This is a genomic window from Peribacillus asahii (assembly GCF_003570725.1).
Classification (GTDB): Bacteria; Bacillota; Bacilli; order Bacillales; family DSM-1321; genus Peribacillus; species Peribacillus asahii.
This window is the reverse complement of sequence record NZ_QWVS01000043.1, coordinates 20,830-37,314: the sequence shown is the minus strand read 5'-3', so window position 1 is coordinate 37,314 and position 16,485 is coordinate 20,830. Positions and strand designations below refer to the sequence as shown.

The window sequence follows — 16,485 nt, the reverse complement described above, 5'->3', positions numbered from 1 at the left end:
AAAGAGAAGCAGCTCATGTCCGGAAAGAACTAATCAGCTTACGCTAAAACTTAAAACTGAGCTAAAAATGACCTAAGTAAATACCCGTACATCATTTAGATGCTCTTAAATGAAACTTTACGACGCCAAATCCGACTAATCAGCCCATGGCTCGGTGAGAATAGAAATGCTAAAGTAAAAAATAGTGCCGCAACACATACCATACATCCAGAAATCGAAGCATCTAAAGCAGTCGCTACGTAATAGCCAACTACCGAGCTTAAGATACCCATAACCATACTGATTATAATCATTCGATGTAATTGATCTGTTAATGAATACGCTGTGGCGGCCGGAATAATAAGCATACCCACTACAAGAATTGCACCTACACTATCAAAAGCTGCGACCGTTGTTACAGAAACAAGACTCATTAATAAGTAATGAAAAAACATAACGGGAATTCCCATTGCTGCTGCCAGCGCTGCATCAAACGAACAAATTTTAAACTGTTTAAAGAATACAAAAACGAGAACTATATTAATGAAGAAACTGCCACCAACTATCCACACTGCTCTCGGGCCCATATCCATACCTGCAATCGTCATCGTATGCCAGGGTGTATAGGCAATTTCTCCATACAAAACGTGATCTAAATCAAAGTCAATTTGCTGTGTATACAGGCTAACCAATAACACACCGATTGTAAAAAGGGAAGTAAACACAACACCGATTGCCGCATCCCCCTGTACACCTGAATTTTGAAATAATTGGATTAAAAAGACAGTTACTAATCCAAGCAAAGCAGCCCCCATTAAAATGAGAATAGATTCTCGCGAGCCGCTCCATAGAAACGCCAACACAATTCCAGGCAATACAGAATGACTAATGGCATCCCCTACCATTGCAATTTTTCGGATGACTAAAAAACAACCAACAACGCTACAAGAGCAAGCAACAAGTGCTCCGACAAGGATAATCCAGAAATCATTCATAATGATGCGCCCCTTGCTTCTCCAGTTTCTTTATTAGTTCATATTTCCGCTTCGCCTCTACTCTTCGCCAAAGCTTTGCTACTACACCTCGGTTAGGGGCGAACAATAAAGAAAACATAAACCAAACAGTTGCTGAAAGAACAATAAGTGGACCAGTTGGCAAATTATTAACGGCCGCACTAAGCAACGTACCAACGACCCCACTGAGCATACCGAATATACCGGACAATACAACCATGACACTTAATCGTTCTGTCCAATACCTAGCCGAAACAGCTGGTGTGATTAATAGAGCAGCCATCAGCACAACACCAACCGCTTGAATCCCAATCACAACCGCTCCAACAATGAGCAGCATAATGATATAGTCCAGCAACAGGACAGGTAAGCCAATCCCCTTTGCAAATCCTGGATCAAAAGATAGAAGTTTGAACTCTTTAAAAAACAGCGTACAGGCTAAAATTAGAATAAGCGATACTGCCATCATGACATACACATCCGACATCACCATAGAGGCCGTCTGTCCGAACAGAAATTTATCTAATCCACTTTGATTTCCATAAGAACTTTGTTGGATTTGTGTTAATAAAACAATGCCTAGCCCAAAGAAAGCTGATAATACAAGCCCTAATGCCGTATCTTGTTTAATTCGACTATATTTGGTGACTACATTAATGACGAAAACGGCAATCATCCCAGCAATGGCCGCCCCGAAGAGAAAGAAGGAAATCGATTTAACTCCGGTTAACATAAAAACAATACAAATTCCTGGAAGTGCTGCATGAGCAAGTGTATCTCCAAGTAAAGACTGTTTTCTAAGATAAGCAAAGCTCCCTATAACACCGCTGCTTAAACCAAGCAACAGTGTTCCAAGTAAGATCCACTGCGTGTTCGGATCCCGAAGAATCTCTAACATATTCATGAACTCCACCTCAATTTATTAACAAGCCTGATTGTGAATCCGATAAAATCGCGAGTTTACCTCCATACGTTTTTTGTAAATATTCCGGAGTAAATACTTCTTCTGTCCTTCCTACTTGAATAATCTCTTTGTTCAATAACAGCGTCCAATCAAAGTATTCTTTTACTGTTGAAAGATCATGATGAACGACAAGTACCGTTTTCCCGTTTTTCTTTAGTTCCATAAGTAACTGAATAATAGCTTTTTCTGTTGCTGCATCTACGCCAACAAACGGCTCATCCATAAAATATAAATCGGCTTCCTGCGCCAACGCTCTTGCTAAAAAAATTCGTTGCTGCTGTCCGCCGGATAGCTGGCTAATTTGACGATTTGCATACTCAGCCATACCTACTTTTTCTAAGCACTCTAACGCCTTTTGCTTTTCCGCCTTACCAGGGCGCTTTAGCCACCCTAAGTGGCCGTAACGCCCCATCATAACAACATCTAAAGCATTCGTCGGAAAATCCCAATCAACAGATTCACGCTGCGGCACATATCCTACGCTTTTCCGCATCGCTCTATATGATTTTCCCTGAATCGTCACTTTCCCGGAAATACGCGGAACAAGTTCTAAAATTCCTTTAATTAAAGTGGATTTCCCTGCCCCATTTGGCCCGATAATCCCAATCAACTTGCCTTCTGGTACTTCAAAAGAAACAGATTCAATAACTGGCTTTTTATGATAAGCGATTGTGAAATCTTCCACCTTTAATACATTAGGCATCCAAACCCCTCCTTATTTCAACGCATTTACAATCGTATCGGTATTGTGACGTACCATTCCGAGATACGTTCCTTTTTCTGTTCCTTTTTCTCCCATTGCATCCGAAAATAATTCTCCTCCAATTTTCACAGTATGCCCTTGTTTTTTAGCCCCTTGAATAACGGCTTCTATTGCTTTTTTTGATACACTTGTTTCTATAAAAATTGCTTTAATTTCGTTTTTTATTAAGTAATTGCGTAAATCGATTACATCTTTAGAACCATATTCAGATACGGTATTCATCCCTTGTAATCCTTTCACTTCTAATCCATATGCTGCCCCAAAATAGCCAAAAGCATCGTGGGCTGTAACAAGTACACGTTGTGATTCTGGAATCGTATTAATCTCTGATTGCACATACTTATGCAGTTCTTCTAATTTCTTAATATATGCCTCATAATTTTTTTGGTAACTTTCCTGATGTTCAGGATTTTCCTTTATTAAAGCTTTATTAACTGTATGAGCAGCTTGCATCCATAGCGTCACATCGAACCAAATATGAGGGTCATATTCTCCAACTTTTACTTCATGCAAGTTTTCCTTCGCAATATCTTGAGTAACAGCAATCGTCGGTTTTTGTTTACCCATCTGCTCAAAAATTTCTTCCATTTTCCCTTCAAGGTGAAGGCCGTTATATAAAATCATATCTGCCTCATCAAGTGTTTTAACATCTCCTTGAGTCGCTTTGTATAAATGCGGATCGACTCCGGGTCCCATTAAACTTGTTACTTCCACATGCTCTCCACCAATATTCTCTACTAAATCTCCAATCATTCCGGTTGTTGCTACTACCACAATCTTTCCTTCTGTTTGATTATCCTTCTCGGTTGAACATCCGACTAATAAAAGAAAAACAAGCACAACACTCACCAGGGACTTCCATATGAATTTCATACACATCTCCCTTTTTCATGTAGTTATAAATGTTTCCTTAACACAAAACTAAGTATAAAAAAAATACAGAATGAACTACTTTATGGCCAAGAACCAAAAAGTTTCCTCAGGTAAACTTATTTTATATATATAGATAATTTATATGCAAAGGTTCAGCCTTCTTTACATTTTTATCGAGTAATCTAAATATTCTATATTCCAAAATAATAATAGAACCATTTAAAAAGCCCGTTAAACCTATTCGTAAAACGATTGTTTATATAGAATATTCAGAAAAGTACAGCCGCAACTATTCGCCATTTCCAATAAGTTATTATTGCACTATTTAAGTTGCTAGATTATAATTCTGATATAATAAAAATGCATATTTCCTCATTAACCGATGGGGTAGAGGCTGCGGCTTATAAAAGTAGAACGAGTGAGATACAAGAATATCGATGATTTCGTTTAAAAGGATAAGTTGCCGAAGCAAGACGATTTTCTTGGGATCATCTTGCTGGTGGTGTGACCGAATAGGCACATTACTGTCACGTTGCTGAAACAACGTGGGGAGCTATCTTCGGAAGGATTACACGGGTTTATAGAAAACAGCCGTCGATCTTTCGATGGCTGTTTTTTTATACTTTAAGACAGTTTAACTTCTCTTAAGTATAAAAACACATCGACTTTCGCCATTAAAAGCGATAATTCATGTTTTTCTAATGTCCTTTCCTTCTAATTTAAAAGGAGTGTTACATGTATGAAAAATTCAAACTCATCAACACCACCGTCCCAATTAAGGCGAAATCTAAAAGCTCGTCATTTAATGATGATTTCTTTAGGTGGAACAATTGGGACCGGTTTATTCCTAGCTAGTGGAGGAGCTATTCATCAAGCTGGACCTGGCGGAGCACTTGTTGCCTATGCAGCTATTGGACTTATGGTGTACTACTTAATGACAAGTCTAGCCGAAATGGCCGCCTTCATGCCAGTTGCAGGTTCATTCCGCGTATACGCATCTAAGTTCGTTGATCCATCCTTTGGCTTTGCCATTGGCTGGAATTACTGGTATAACTGGGCCATTACAATTGCTGCAGAACTGGCGGCCGTTGTTCTTATTATGAAGTTCTGGTTCCCAGACAGCCCGTCTCTCTTATGGAGCGGATTAGCATTAGTAATTATGTTTTTATTCAATTACTTATCCGTTAAAGGCTTTGGAGAAGCGGAATTTTGGTTTGCCATGATTAAAGTTGTAACAGTTGTCATCTTTATTGTTACCGGAATCCTTATTATTTTTGGCATTATGGGAGGAAACGATCCAATCGGATTCTCTAACTTCGTGGCAGATGGTGGTCCATTTAACGGTGGATTTTTCGCAATCCTCGGTGTATTCATGGTTGCGGGATTCTCTTTCCAAGGAACGGAACTGCTTGGTGTAACAGCAGGAGAAAGTGAAGATCCTGAGAAAAATATTCCTAAAGCTATTAAATCTGTATTTTGGCGTATTATTTTATTCTATATTTTAGCCATTCTAATTATTGGTATGATTATTCCATTTACAGATGCCCGTCTGTTAAGCGATGATGTTGCGGTTAGTCCATTTACACTTGTATTTGAAAGAGCCGGTCTTGCCTTTGCTGCTTCTGTTATGAATGCGGTTATTCTAACATCTGTATTGTCCGCTGGAAACTCTGGTATGTACGCATCTACGCGTATGCTTTGGGATTTAGCCCGCGATGGCAAAGCACCAAAATTCCTTGGTAAATTAGACAAACGCGGCGTTCCTGTGAATGCTCTTATTGTCACAGCATTAGTCGGTACACTTGCTTTTTCCGCTTCTTTATTTGGAGATGGTGTTGTCTATGTTTGGCTATTAAATGCTTCAGGTATGGCTGGTTTTGTAACATGGGTCGGAATTGCTATTGCTCATTATCGATTCCGTAAAGCTTACATTGCTCAAGGAAATAGTTTAGATGATTTACCATATCGTGCAAAAGGATTCCCGTTCGGCCCAGTATTAGCATTGGTTCTTTGTATCATCATCATTATTGGACAAGGATATCAAGCATTCTCAACGGACGGAATTGACTGGAATTCTATGCTTGTTTCATACATCGGCTTAGTCCTATTCTTCATTGTATGGATTGGGTATAAAATTAAACATAAAACAAAATTAATTCCTCTTGAGGAATGCGACTTTAAAGCTGAATAATATTAAAAAAAGAACCTGATATTGTATATCGGGTTCTTTCTTTATAGGTTCTACTATAGATGGTACACACGGCATTCGTAAGGGCGTAGTGGAGCCTCGTTTATTCCATCCTCATCCCTCTGATTATAATTACTAATTAATAGCTTAACTGATTTGCGAATGAACTCTTCCGATAAGGAAAAGTCAGCAGCATCAGCTGTGAAGTTACAAAGTACAAGCAGCTTTTCTTCTCCTAACGTTCTCGTATACGCAAAAATACGTTCGTCTTCTGGAAAAAGCAAATCATAACGACCATAGACAACAATGCTATATTTCTTTCGCAATCCAATTAATGTTCGATAATAATGAAAAATAGAGGTCGGATCATTGATAGAATCTTCAGCATTAATTTGCGGATAATTAGGATTTACTGCAATCCATGGAGTCCCTGATGTAAAACCCGCATGCTTAGAGTGATTCCACTGCATTGGTGTTCTCGCATTATCACGCCCGCGAGCATGAATAGCAGCCATCATCTGATCATGTGACCATCCTCGGCTGTATACGAGCTCGTGATAAGCATTGATTGTTTCAATATCACGATATTCATCTAACTGATGAAAGGCCACATTAGTCATCCCAAGCTCCTCGCCTTGATAAATATAGGGAGTCCCCTGCATCATATGAAGACAAGTCGCTAACATTTTGGCACTAACCTCTCGATACATGCCATCATCACTAAATCGAGAAACGGCTCGTGGCTGATCATGATTATTCCAATATAAGCTGTTCCAGCCATCATCTTCTAAACCCTTTTGCCATTTCGTTAAAATATGTTTCAAATCAGTCAGCTTCCACGAACCATCGCTCCATTTCCCTTCTGATCCTCCCCCTAAATCGACATGTTCAAATTGAAATACCATTTGTAATTCATTCCGCTTTTGCCCTGTATACAATTTCGCTTGATCCGGATTAACTCCAGGTGCCTCACCAACTGTCATAATATCGTAATGGGCCAATACTTCCCGATTCATTTCTCGCAAAAACTCATGAGACCGAGAGCGATTCATAATATATGGACTACCGTCTCCATACTGTTTTCCTGGATACACATATCCATCTGGAAAAGCAGGGTCCTTGGAAATCAAGTTAATAACATCCATCCGGAATCCATCCACTCCCTTATCCAGCCACCACTTCATCATTTCATAAATTTCTTTTCGTACCGCTTCATTTTCCCAATTCAAATCCGGCTGCTTTTTACTAAATAAATGTAAATAATATTCATCCGTATTCGCATCATATTCCCAGACAGACCCTTTAAATGCAGATTCCCAGTTCGTAGGAGGTTGTCCATTCCTGCCTTGGCGCCATATATAATACTCTCGTTTCGGATTGTCTTTAGACGACCTTGATTCAACAAACCACTCATGCTCATCTGATGTATGATTGACAACGAGGTCCATCACCAACCTCATTCCACGCTCATGAAGCGCCTTTAACAACCGTTCAAAATCAGCCATTGTCCCAAATTCGCTCATGACCGAGCAATAATCACTAATATCATATCCGTTATCATCATTAGGAGATTGATAAATTGGAGATAGCCAAACGACATCGATACCGAGCGTTTGCAAATAATCGAGCTTCATCATAATGCCTTGTAAATCACCAATTCCATCGCCATTGCTGTCCATAAAGCTCCGTGGATAAATTTGATAGACAACCGCCTCTTTCCACCATCTTCTCTCCATTTCAGCCACTCCCTTCTATCCCTATTATAAAAAGGAAAACTGTTAAATATGCTCAGTCAGAGCAATACCTAAAAAAACTTGCCTATTGAGAAGAAGTAACCTTTAAACCAATAATCCCTATTACAATACAACCTACAAAGAAGAGACGCAGGAAGTCTTTCGGCTCCTGAAAAAAGATAATTCCTATAGTAACCGCTCCGACAGCGCCAATTCCTGTCCAAATCGCATAAGCTGTTCCAAGCGGTAATGTTTTAACTGCTGCTGATAAAAAGTAAAAACTAATAATCATCCCAGTAACAGTAATAATAGATGGAATGATTTTCGTAAATCCTTCCGTATATTTTAAGCTTGTTGCCCATATCACTTCAAATAATCCTGCAATGATTAAATAAAGCCACGCCATTTTTTCTCCTCCTCTTTTTTACAGCAAAAAGCCCGGAAGTATATTTTTCAATACCTCCCGGGCTTTTATCCCTCCGTGTACGCAAGCTGAATCCTGCGCGTTTCTCTCGAACCAGTCCGACCTTTATAATCGCGGAACCCTAGAAACTTTTATATCGCCCTTACTATAGCACACAATATATATAGGGGCAAATACATGAATTTTATTCCAAAGAAACATTTTCTATTTTTCCATTAAAATAGTATAATTGTTATATAACAGTTTAATAGGAGGAATCATTGTATGGAAAATATTATTAAAGAATTTCAGAACATCCCTACAACAGCCATTTCAGATGCACTCGATGGATTAAACAACCTCAATTCCGCTATCAAACCTTTACAGGAGCATTATCGCTTTGCTGGACGAGCACTAACCGTTCAACTGCCGATTAATGATAATCGCGCTGTCCTAAAGGCTATTGGGGCCGCACAACCTGGTGATGTACTTGTTGTTGATAGTAAAGGAGATACATATCGTGCTATTGCTGGAGACTTTGTTGTTGGTTTAATGAAAACGATGGGCATCCGTGCATTAGTTGTTGACGGAGTAATTCGAGATATCGTGGCCATTAAGGAGCTAGATTTCCCTGTTTTCTCTAGAGGTACAACAGTCGCTTCCAGCGGTAAAGCAGGAGTTGGCGATATTAATGTCCCAATCTCATGCGGCGGTGTCGCTGTTTATCCAGGAGATATTATTGTCGGCGATGCGGACGGTGTTGTTGTCGTGGCACAAAAAAGTGCTGAAGAAATTCTAAAGAAGGCAAAAGAAAAGATTGCAAAAGATCAAATTCGTGAAGATACAATTGCCGGAAAGCCAGAAGAAATCAAAAAATATATTGCACAAATGCTTGCTAAATAAAGTGAAACTTCCATAATCCAAAATAAAGGAGCCTAGAAATTGATTCTAGGCTCCTTTTACTTTACTTGGATTCTTTATTAGAAGAAGGTGTGTTTGTTTGCTCTTCTTCTTTATATGTGTAATCATAGTCGTTTGGATCAACAGGTACAAAGCCTTCTGGTTCATAGAAACGAAGCAAGTCGCCATTGACAACTTTATCAGACAGATTCAATTTCATTTCAACAAACTCTTTCGCTTTAGTCATCTCTTCTGTTGGTTTAACAACTTCGCCTGTTTTCGTATCGTAATATACTCCTTTAAATGATGAGAAATCCGGCGTTACAAAATCACCATTTCGGAATGGAACAATTTCATTATGATCCTTAGATAATAAATCTGTACCGAATTGTACATATTCACTTGTATCTACACCTAATAAATGAAGCAATGTCGGTCTAAGGTCGATTTGACCACCATATTGATGTTTCACTCCACCTTCAACACCTGGTACATGGATGAACAATGGCACGCGTTGTAATTGACCATTTTCAAATTCACCCACTTCTGTTCCAAGAACCTCTGACATTGCTCTCATATGATTCTCAGAAACACCATAGTGATCACCGTACATTACAATTACAGAGTTATCATATAACCCTGATTCCTTTAGATACTTGAAGAATTCCTCTAATGCTTCATCCGCATATCGAGCTGTTTGGAAGTAGTTATCTACAGACGCATCACCCGTTGTATGCTTACCAATTGTTGTTAGCTCTTGATTAATTGCATAAGGGAAGTGATGAGATACCGTAATAAACTTCGCATAGAAAGGCTGTGGAAGAGTTTCTAAGTTAGGAATAGATTCCGCAAAAAATGGTTTATCCATCAATCCGTAACTTGCAACCTCTTCTTCTTTCATATCATAATATTCCGCATCAAAGAACTTATCAAAACCAAGTGCCTTATACATCTTGTCACGGTTCCAGAATGATTTATAGTTTCCATGGAATACAGCTGATGTATAGCCCTCTTGTTTTAAGATAGCTGGAGCTGCTTGGTACGTATTTTGTGCCTGATTTGTAAAAGCTGCTCCTTGAGGCAATCCAAACAACGAGTTTTCTAGCATAAATTCTGCATCAGATGTTTTCCCTTGTCCCACTTGATGGAAGAAGTTATCGAAATACATGAAATCCTTACTCTTTGCTAATGAATTTAAAAATGGTGTAACTTCTTCTCCATTTAATTCATAGTTAATTAAGAAATTCTGCATCGACTCTAAGTGAAGATAAATGACGTTCTTCCCTTTTGCTGCACCAAAGTATTTCGGATTCGGTTCAGCTTTTGTTGCCTTTGTATAGTTGACTACTTCCGTTAAATCATTACTGCTAGCTGTTGCACGTTGAGCATATGTTTTTGTATTTTGAACAGCATCATATATTGTGTAATTATACAAGCCTAAATATTTCACAATATAGTTACGGTCAAACGTTCTTGATAATAGCTGTGGACGATCTTTCTCTGCTAATGCTAGGTTCACCGCAAAAATAGCAATCCCTGTTAAAAACACTATTGCAACAGTTCGACGCTTTGGTTTAACAACTACGAATTTTTTCCCTTTCCATTTATATAGAACAAAGAGAATAACCGTATCTACAAAGTACAATACATCATATGGTTTAAAAAGCGCTAATACGCTCGATCCCAGGTTTCCTGCATTTTGTACTTGTGTTAACGTTGGCAGCGTAATAAAGTCCGTAAACGAACGGTAATACACAATATTAAAGAATAACCATAAGGAGAAAATTACATTTAAACGAATAATCCATTTAATCATCTTTTTCTCTTTTGCTAATAATGCTAAAGCAAAAAATAGAACGGCTGAACTTAATGGATTAACAAATAATAAAAAGCTTTGTAATCCATTCTCAATGCCTAAACTGAATTCCACTTGATACCCAATATATGTTTTAATCCAAAACATGACGACTGCAATTAAGAAAAAGCCAAGAGTATGATCAATCAAGAACTGCTGGCCTTTTTTAAAAAAGTTATTCATGGTTTCACCTCTATTAATCTAGTGGTAGTGTATATACCTACTGTTACACTTTCTTTATAAACTTCGAAAAACGATAAAGTTAATACTAACACTTATAAGTTCATTAATCAATCACCTATAAAACCCATTGTTGCTACATTCTGAGACAACTTGTACTCCGGCACCTCACTATCTTATGAATGAACTTTACAAATCATCACCTAATTTTGATATTGCTCTTTGCATCCTCAAATTCACCCTTCTACTATATAAGATCATTCGTGAACTTGCCAATAAATAATACTGTAAACTAAACGCAGCTAGGCTGTACCTATTATAAACGACTTATAAAAAAAATGCTATAAAGTTCAATATTTTGGAAGTGAATATCCTTTATTTGTAATGCTATTCTAAATAAGTATTTTGAACGACTTCACACGAATAAACAAAAATTAACAACGTTATTAAATAAATAGCCGTGTGAAATATTAAGCACATAAATGAATGAAATAATCGTTATTTAATTATAAGTTATTATTCACCGATTAAAACGAAAATACAAGCGCCCGAGCTTCAAAAGTAAAGCCGCTTATCTTTTTAATGAAAAAGCCACCTATCCTCGTCAAATAAACGAAATTAGGCGGCCTTCTTCATATACTTCACAACTGCTTCAATATCACTAATCGTTTTATCAAGAGACACTAAACCGCCGCCAGATGTTAAAACACTCAGACCTTTTTTATCGGTTGGAGCCATTTTGTTTAATTCTTCATATACTTCTGCTTAATGCCCAGAGACCAACATCCATTCTAGTGCTAATTAATTCATTAATTGCTTCAAAGTCAGGCTCTTTTAATCCGCCTGCATGTTCTGTTATGTCTTTATATTGAGAAAAATAACTATGAAACAACAAAACAAGGCTGCCCAGAGTCAGTTTTCACTAACTTTCTGGACAGCCCCATACACAAATTATTGACCTATTTTAATTCCGCTAAAATCTCTTCAATTTTTGCAAGCTCAGATTGTAAGCCTCCGCCACTTAAGTACCAAAGTGGACCATCTAAGTAAACGATTTTATTGTTTTTGTAAGCTTGTGTTTTCTTGACGATTTCATTTTCCATATCAGCTTTGATGTTAGATTTTTCACCTGTAGCCGCTGTACGGTCGATTACGAATAACACTTGTGGGTCAAATTTTAAAAGTGCTTCAAAACTGAAATTAGAACCGTGAGAAGAAGATTCGATATCATTTGTTACTGGTTTGAAGCCATACACGTCATACATATAACCGTAACGAGAATCTTTTCCGAAACCAGATAAATTACCTTGGTCATACATAGTAACTAATGATGTTTCATAGTTACCAGCTAAAGCCTTAACTTCTTCTAAAGCTGAATCGTATTTAGCAAGATATTCTTTAGCTTCCTTTTCCTTACCGAACATTTTAGCTGCTGTATCTACAGAGGCTAAGAATGTGCCCCAATAATCATCTTGAGAAGTACCAATGAATACTACAGGAGCGATTTCTTTTAATTGATCATAATACGCAGATTGACGACCAGAAATAAAAATTACATCCGGATTAAGTTCAGCGATGTCTTCAAGTAATGGTTCCTTTAAACCACCGATACTTTTATACTTATCATCAGCATATTCTTCAAGGTTAGCTGGTAAAGAAGAGTCTTTAGCAACACCTACAACTCCTTCAACACCAAGCGCATCTAATGTGTCTAAAAATCCATAGTCAAACACTGCGATTTTTTCCGGCATAGTTTCAAATGTTACATCTTCAAAGTTAATTGTACCTGCTTCTTCATTTTCAACTGAAGTAGTTGTTGAAGATACAGTCATTGGATAAACAGCAGCTTGCCCCTCCTTAGCTTGATCTTTAGCTGTTGTAGTTTGCTTTGTTTCTTCTTTTGCAGTTTCTTCGTTAGAACCACAAGCAGTAAGCATTAAAGACATGGCTAACATTGCACTAGCTAATTTCCATTTTTTCATGTTTGTTACTCCCCTTTTATGTAATTTATATTTCTTTATCATTAATGATAATCATTATCAGTGATAAGCATTTTCAATTATAGGATGATTAGTTGTTATCGTCAATACCATTTTGAAAAATTATTTAAACTTTTTTCAGAACGGGTGATCTATCAATAATCCATAGTTTAAAGCTACAATTGTGTCACTAAAAAACACACCTAGAGAAAATAAAAGTTAAACTTGTACATCCTCTCTAGGCTGCTCTTTACGACCATTCACTTAGCTTCTGTATGTGAATTGAAGTATACACAAATACGACATCCATTTTGCTCTTGAATTGGAATATCCATATCGTAAATTTCACGCAGTGCATCCGAATTAATAATCTCATGAGTCGGCCCGTTTTTCACAAGCTTACCGTTTTTCAACGCGACAATACGATCTGAGTAAACAGATGCGAAGTTAATATCGTGTAGTACAATGACAACTGTTTTACCAAGCTCATCTACAAGCTTACGTAAAATCTTCATGATTTGAACAGAATGCTTCATATCTAAGTTATTTAAAGGCTCATCAAGTAATATATAGTCTGTATCTTGAGCAATAACCATCGCAATAAACGCACGTTGTCTTTGACCACCTGATAATTCATCTAAAAACTTATCTTGCATCTCTGTTAAGTTCATATATTCAATTGCCTGATCAACAAATTTTTCATCTTCTGCTGTAAGATGTCCCTTCGAATACGGATAGCGGCCAAATGAAACAAGCTCACGTACCGTTAATCGAACATTAATATGGTTTGCTTGCTTCAAAATCGAAACGCGCTTCGAAAACTCAGAGGATTTCCACTTTTTCACACTTTCTTTATCAAGTAATACTTCCCCAGTATCTGCATCTAATAATCGGCTCACCATAGAAAGAAGTGTAGATTTACCGGCACCATTCGGTCCGATAAACGATGTAATCATCCCCGACTCTATGGTTACAGATACGTCTTCTACAACAGGCTTTTTACCAAACAGCTTCGTTAATCCCTTGAGTTCAATCATCCTGCTGACCTACTTTCCTTTAATAATAAATAAATAAAGTAAATACCACCGATAAAGTTAATAATCACACTTAATGTTGTACGTAATTCAAAAATATGTTCAACAAGGAACTGACCACCAACTAATGCAATAATACTAATTAAACTTGCACCTAAAATTAAAACAGAATGTTTATATGTAACTAAATATTGATAAGAAAGATTCGCTACGATTAAGCCGAAGAACGTAATCGGACCAACTAGTGCTGTTGATGTTGCAATTAAAACCGACGATAAAATTAAAATATTCATTACCATACGGTCATAGTTAATACCAAGGTTAATCGCATTTTCACGACCAAGTGACATAACATCCAGTTTCCCCATAATGCGATAACCGTAAATAAACGCAATGAATAAAATACCGATTGCAATATATAATAAGTCAGCGTTTACCTTTGTAAAGCTCGCAAATAAGCGACTTTGCAGACTTAAATATTCCAATGGGTCAATCAGTACTTGGAGAAATGTCACAAAGCTTCCTAAAAGCGTTCCTAAAATCATCCCGATTAAAAGAAGTAAATAAATAGGATGCTTATCCGCTCGGAATAAGAATCGATATAAAATGAGTGCAAATAATACCATTGCGATAATCGATGCACCGAAATTTAAATATTTATTTAATACCCAAATCGATAGTGACCCTGCAAAGAAGTAAATTAAGGTTTGTACTACTTGATACATAGAATCAAGGCCCATAACAGAAGGTGTTAAAATACGGTTATGTGTAATTGTTTGGAACACGACTGTCGAATACGAAATCGCAACACCTGTTACAACCATTGCCCCAATACGCATCATACGTTTCGGGAAGGCGTAATCAAAGCCGCCTTTTATATCATAAAATGCGTAAAGTAAAATACAAATAATCGCTAATACCGCCAAAAAGATTAACTTCGTACTATTATTTCGCATATGCTCTCCCCCTAATTAACATAATTAAGAAGATCACACTACCGATTACTGCCACAGTTACGTTAACAGGAATCTCATAAGGGTGAACAATAATACGCCCAATAATATCGCATACTAACAAGAAGACAATTCCTAGTACTGCTGTATGTGGAATAGTTTTACGTATATTATCACCTAAATAAAGAGATACAATATTAGGAACAATTAAACCTAAAAACGGAATAACCCCGACAGTTAGCACGACAGTTGTAGCAATAACTGCGACAAGGATAAGACCTATATTCAGTACAAACTTATAGCTTAATCCTAAGTTTTTAGCAAAATCTTCCCCCATACCTGCAACTGTAAATTTATTTGCATAAAGATACGCTAAAATAACCGCTGGAATACTTATGTATAACAGTTCATAGCGTCCCGCCATAACTAATGTGAAGCTTCCCATTAACCAAGCTGAAATATTTTGAATAAGGTCTGCTTCATAGGCAAAAAATGTCGTAACCGATGACAAAATATTCCCGTACATAATCCCGATTAATGGAACAAAAATGACATCTTTAAATTTAATACGATCCAGAATTTGCATAAAAATTAATGTTCCTACTAAAGCAAAGGCAAAGCTAAAAATAATTTGCTGCGTATAGGTTACATTGGTAAAGAACAACATCGAAATTAAAATTCCTAGTTTTGCTGCATCTAACGTACCAGCAGTCGTTGGAGAGACGAATTTATTTCGACTTAAAGACTGCATAATTAAACCAGCAATACTCATTCCTGCTCCTGCCAATATAATCGCCATTAAACGAGGTACTCGACTTGCCAAGAAAATTTGTGTCTTATCCGAATTCCAGTCGAGCAAGTCACTCGGCTTAATATCAATAGCCCCAACAAATAACGATATAAATGACAGGACTACAGCTGTAATTATTAACATCCATATTCTCATTTGTAATCCTCATAATGTGTATATTCTCAGAATAACAATTGAAAATAATTATCATTCTGAGTGCCAATTAAATTGTATATAAAGAAAATTCTAAAATCAATCTCTACAAAAAAGATAGATAGGAAAATGAATATTTTCATAATTTCAAATACTTATCTAACATTCACTTCATCCTAATTCTTTCTGCTTTTCTCTAATCTAGTTGAAACAAACAGTGACTTCCTTTAGAATCTTCATTAAACCCATATAATGGAATATTGCAAATGATATTCATTATCAATAAAACTTTACAATAAACATTTTAACATCTAATTTTATACTGTCAACCGCTTTTGCCAATTCCATATGTTTATTTTGTCGAATCATGTATGTGACAAGCCATTTTTATACAAGGGACGTGATAGATATGAAAATATTTTTCTCTACCATTTTCTCCTCTAAAAAAAAGATACACATAGAGTTCTGTCAAAATAATCTCGACCGTTATTTAAATGAAGAAACAGCACTCGACTTCAGTCACTTTCTAAGGCAATCACATATTCGCTATAAGGAATATGAATGCATAAGCAACTGTTCCACTTGTCGCAAAGCTGCTTATGCCATTGTAGATGGACAAGTAATCGAAGCCAATCATATGGACGAGCTTTTGCAACTGCTTAAAGAACAGCTACCAAAACAGAGCTAGATTTCCTTCACCCTCAGACTTGATTTTGATCTTAAAG

14 protein-coding genes and 2 riboswitches are annotated in these 16,485 nt (G+C 37.0%); of the genes, 3 read left to right on the top strand and 11 right to left on the bottom strand.

Going from position 1 to position 16,485, the window contains the following annotated elements; genetic code table 11:
- Window positions 1-95: 95 nt before the first annotated feature.
- Genes D1953_RS17560 through D1953_RS17545 form a run of 4 tightly spaced genes read right to left on the bottom strand, consistent with a single transcriptional unit; the run spans window position 96 to window position 3,592 of the window.
- Window positions 96-974: a metal ABC transporter permease gene (locus D1953_RS17560; protein ID WP_119118466.1), complete on the bottom strand. Its 879-nt coding sequence runs from the start codon at window positions 972-974 to the stop codon at window positions 96-98.
- On the bottom strand, window positions 967-1,896 hold the full coding sequence (locus tag D1953_RS17555; protein WP_425454286.1) for a metal ABC transporter permease: 930 nt from the start codon (window positions 1,894-1,896) through the stop codon (window positions 967-969). Before D1953_RS17555 ends, D1953_RS17560 begins: the two co-directional genes overlap by 8 nt.
- A 10-nt stretch (window positions 1,897-1,906) precedes the next feature.
- Window positions 1,907-2,659 (bottom strand): metal ABC transporter ATP-binding protein, encoded by a 753-nt coding sequence (locus D1953_RS17550; protein WP_119118465.1) that lies wholly within the window; start codon window positions 2,657-2,659, stop codon window positions 1,907-1,909.
- Between the two features lie 12 nt (window positions 2,660-2,671).
- A complete protein-coding gene (locus D1953_RS17545) occupies window positions 2,672-3,592 on the bottom strand; it encodes a metal ABC transporter solute-binding protein, Zn/Mn family (RefSeq protein WP_119118464.1) in 921 nt (306 codons plus the stop codon).
- 380 nt (window positions 3,593-3,972) lie between these two features.
- Window positions 3,973-4,156: riboswitch (Lysine riboswitch) on the top strand.
- Between the two features lie 175 nt (window positions 4,157-4,331).
- Between D1953_RS17545 and D1953_RS17540 the strand changes: the two genes are divergently transcribed.
- A complete protein-coding gene (locus tag D1953_RS17540; RefSeq protein ID WP_119118463.1) occupies window positions 4,332-5,783 on the top strand; it encodes an amino acid permease in 1,452 nt (483 codons plus the stop codon).
- A 53-nt stretch (window positions 5,784-5,836) separates the two neighbouring features.
- Here the strand turns inward: D1953_RS17540 and D1953_RS17535 are convergent, their stop codons facing one another.
- Both D1953_RS17535 and sugE read right to left on the bottom strand, forming a co-directional pair.
- A complete protein-coding gene (locus D1953_RS17535; protein WP_119118462.1) occupies window positions 5,837-7,516 on the bottom strand; it encodes a glycoside hydrolase family 13 protein in 1,680 nt (559 codons plus the stop codon).
- Between the two features lie 82 nt (window positions 7,517-7,598).
- Window positions 7,599-7,919: a quaternary ammonium compound efflux SMR transporter SugE gene (gene sugE / locus D1953_RS17530; RefSeq protein WP_119118461.1), complete on the bottom strand. Its 321-nt coding sequence runs from the start codon at window positions 7,917-7,919 to the stop codon at window positions 7,599-7,601.
- A 52-nt stretch (window positions 7,920-7,971) separates the two neighbouring features.
- A riboswitch (guanidine-I (ykkC/yxkD leader) is annotated at window positions 7,972-8,073 on the bottom strand.
- Between the two features lie 128 nt (window positions 8,074-8,201).
- Between sugE and D1953_RS17525 the strand changes: the two genes are divergently transcribed.
- Window positions 8,202-8,819, top strand: coding sequence for an RraA family protein (locus D1953_RS17525; protein ID WP_119118460.1), 618 nt, complete (start codon window positions 8,202-8,204; stop codon window positions 8,817-8,819).
- A 61-nt stretch (window positions 8,820-8,880) separates the two neighbouring features.
- On the opposite strand, the gene ltaS is transcribed toward D1953_RS17525, so the two are convergent.
- The 5 genes from ltaS to D1953_RS17500 form a co-directional block, all read right to left on the bottom strand.
- Window positions 8,881-10,854: a lipoteichoic acid synthase gene (gene ltaS, locus D1953_RS17520; protein WP_119118459.1), complete on the bottom strand. Its 1,974-nt coding sequence runs from the start codon at window positions 10,852-10,854 to the stop codon at window positions 8,881-8,883.
- 956 nt (window positions 10,855-11,810) lie between these two features.
- Complete coding sequence (locus tag D1953_RS17515) at window positions 11,811-12,833, bottom strand: siderophore ABC transporter substrate-binding protein (RefSeq protein WP_119118458.1); 1,023 nt, start codon at window positions 12,831-12,833, stop codon at window positions 11,811-11,813.
- A 257-nt stretch (window positions 12,834-13,090) separates the two neighbouring features.
- Window positions 13,091-13,867, bottom strand: coding sequence for an iron ABC transporter ATP-binding protein (locus tag D1953_RS17510; RefSeq protein WP_119118457.1), 777 nt, complete (start codon window positions 13,865-13,867; stop codon window positions 13,091-13,093).
- Window positions 13,864-14,820 carry an iron chelate uptake ABC transporter family permease subunit gene (locus D1953_RS17505; RefSeq protein ID WP_119118456.1) on the bottom strand — a complete coding sequence of 319 codons (957 nt, stop codon included), beginning with the start codon at window positions 14,818-14,820 and terminating at the stop codon, window positions 13,864-13,866. Before D1953_RS17505 ends, D1953_RS17510 begins: the two co-directional genes overlap by 4 nt.
- Window positions 14,810-15,763 carry an ABC transporter permease gene (locus D1953_RS17500; protein WP_119118455.1) on the bottom strand — a complete coding sequence of 318 codons (954 nt, stop codon included), beginning with the start codon at window positions 15,761-15,763 and terminating at the stop codon, window positions 14,810-14,812. Before D1953_RS17500 ends, D1953_RS17505 begins: the two co-directional genes overlap by 11 nt.
- A gap of 364 nt (window positions 15,764-16,127) precedes the next feature.
- Here D1953_RS17500 and D1953_RS17495 point away from each other — a divergent pair, with 364 nt between their 5' ends.
- Window positions 16,128-16,448 carry a DUF1450 domain-containing protein gene (locus D1953_RS17495; protein WP_342769263.1) on the top strand — a complete coding sequence of 107 codons (321 nt, stop codon included), beginning with the start codon at window positions 16,128-16,130 and terminating at the stop codon, window positions 16,446-16,448.
- The last annotated feature ends 37 nt before the right edge of the window (window positions 16,449-16,485 follow it).

Coding starts and splice junctions, on each gene's coding strand:
- D1953_RS17560 (WP_119118466.1), bottom strand. CDS start 974: ATGAATGATTTCTGGATTATCCTTGTCGGAGCACTTGTTGCTTGCTCT.
- D1953_RS17555 (WP_425454286.1), bottom strand. CDS start 1,896: ATGAATATGTTAGAGATTCTTCGGGATCCGAACACGCAGTGGATCTTA.
- D1953_RS17550 (WP_119118465.1), bottom strand. CDS start 2,659: ATGCCTAATGTATTAAAGGTGGAAGATTTCACAATCGCTTATCATAAA.
- D1953_RS17545 (WP_119118464.1), bottom strand. CDS start 3,592: ATGAAATTCATATGGAAGTCCCTGGTGAGTGTTGTGCTTGTTTTTCTT.
- D1953_RS17540 (WP_119118463.1), top strand. CDS start 4,332: ATGAAAAATTCAAACTCATCAACACCACCGTCCCAATTAAGGCGAAAT.
- D1953_RS17535 (WP_119118462.1), bottom strand. CDS start 7,516: ATGGAGAGAAGATGGTGGAAAGAGGCGGTTGTCTATCAAATTTATCCA.
- sugE (WP_119118461.1), bottom strand. CDS start 7,919: ATGGCGTGGCTTTATTTAATCATTGCAGGATTATTTGAAGTGATATGG.
- D1953_RS17525 (WP_119118460.1), top strand. CDS start 8,202: ATGGAAAATATTATTAAAGAATTTCAGAACATCCCTACAACAGCCATT.
- ltaS (WP_119118459.1), bottom strand. CDS start 10,854: ATGAATAACTTTTTTAAAAAAGGCCAGCAGTTCTTGATTGATCATACT.
- D1953_RS17515 (WP_119118458.1), bottom strand. CDS start 12,833: ATGAAAAAATGGAAATTAGCTAGTGCAATGTTAGCCATGTCTTTAATG.
- D1953_RS17510 (WP_119118457.1), bottom strand. CDS start 13,867: ATGATTGAACTCAAGGGATTAACGAAGCTGTTTGGTAAAAAGCCTGTT.
- D1953_RS17505 (WP_119118456.1), bottom strand. CDS start 14,820: ATGCGAAATAATAGTACGAAGTTAATCTTTTTGGCGGTATTAGCGATT.
- D1953_RS17500 (WP_119118455.1), bottom strand. CDS start 15,763: ATGAGAATATGGATGTTAATAATTACAGCTGTAGTCCTGTCATTTATA.
- D1953_RS17495 (WP_342769263.1), top strand. CDS start 16,128: ATGTATGTGACAAGCCATTTTTATACAAGGGACGTGATAGATATGAAA.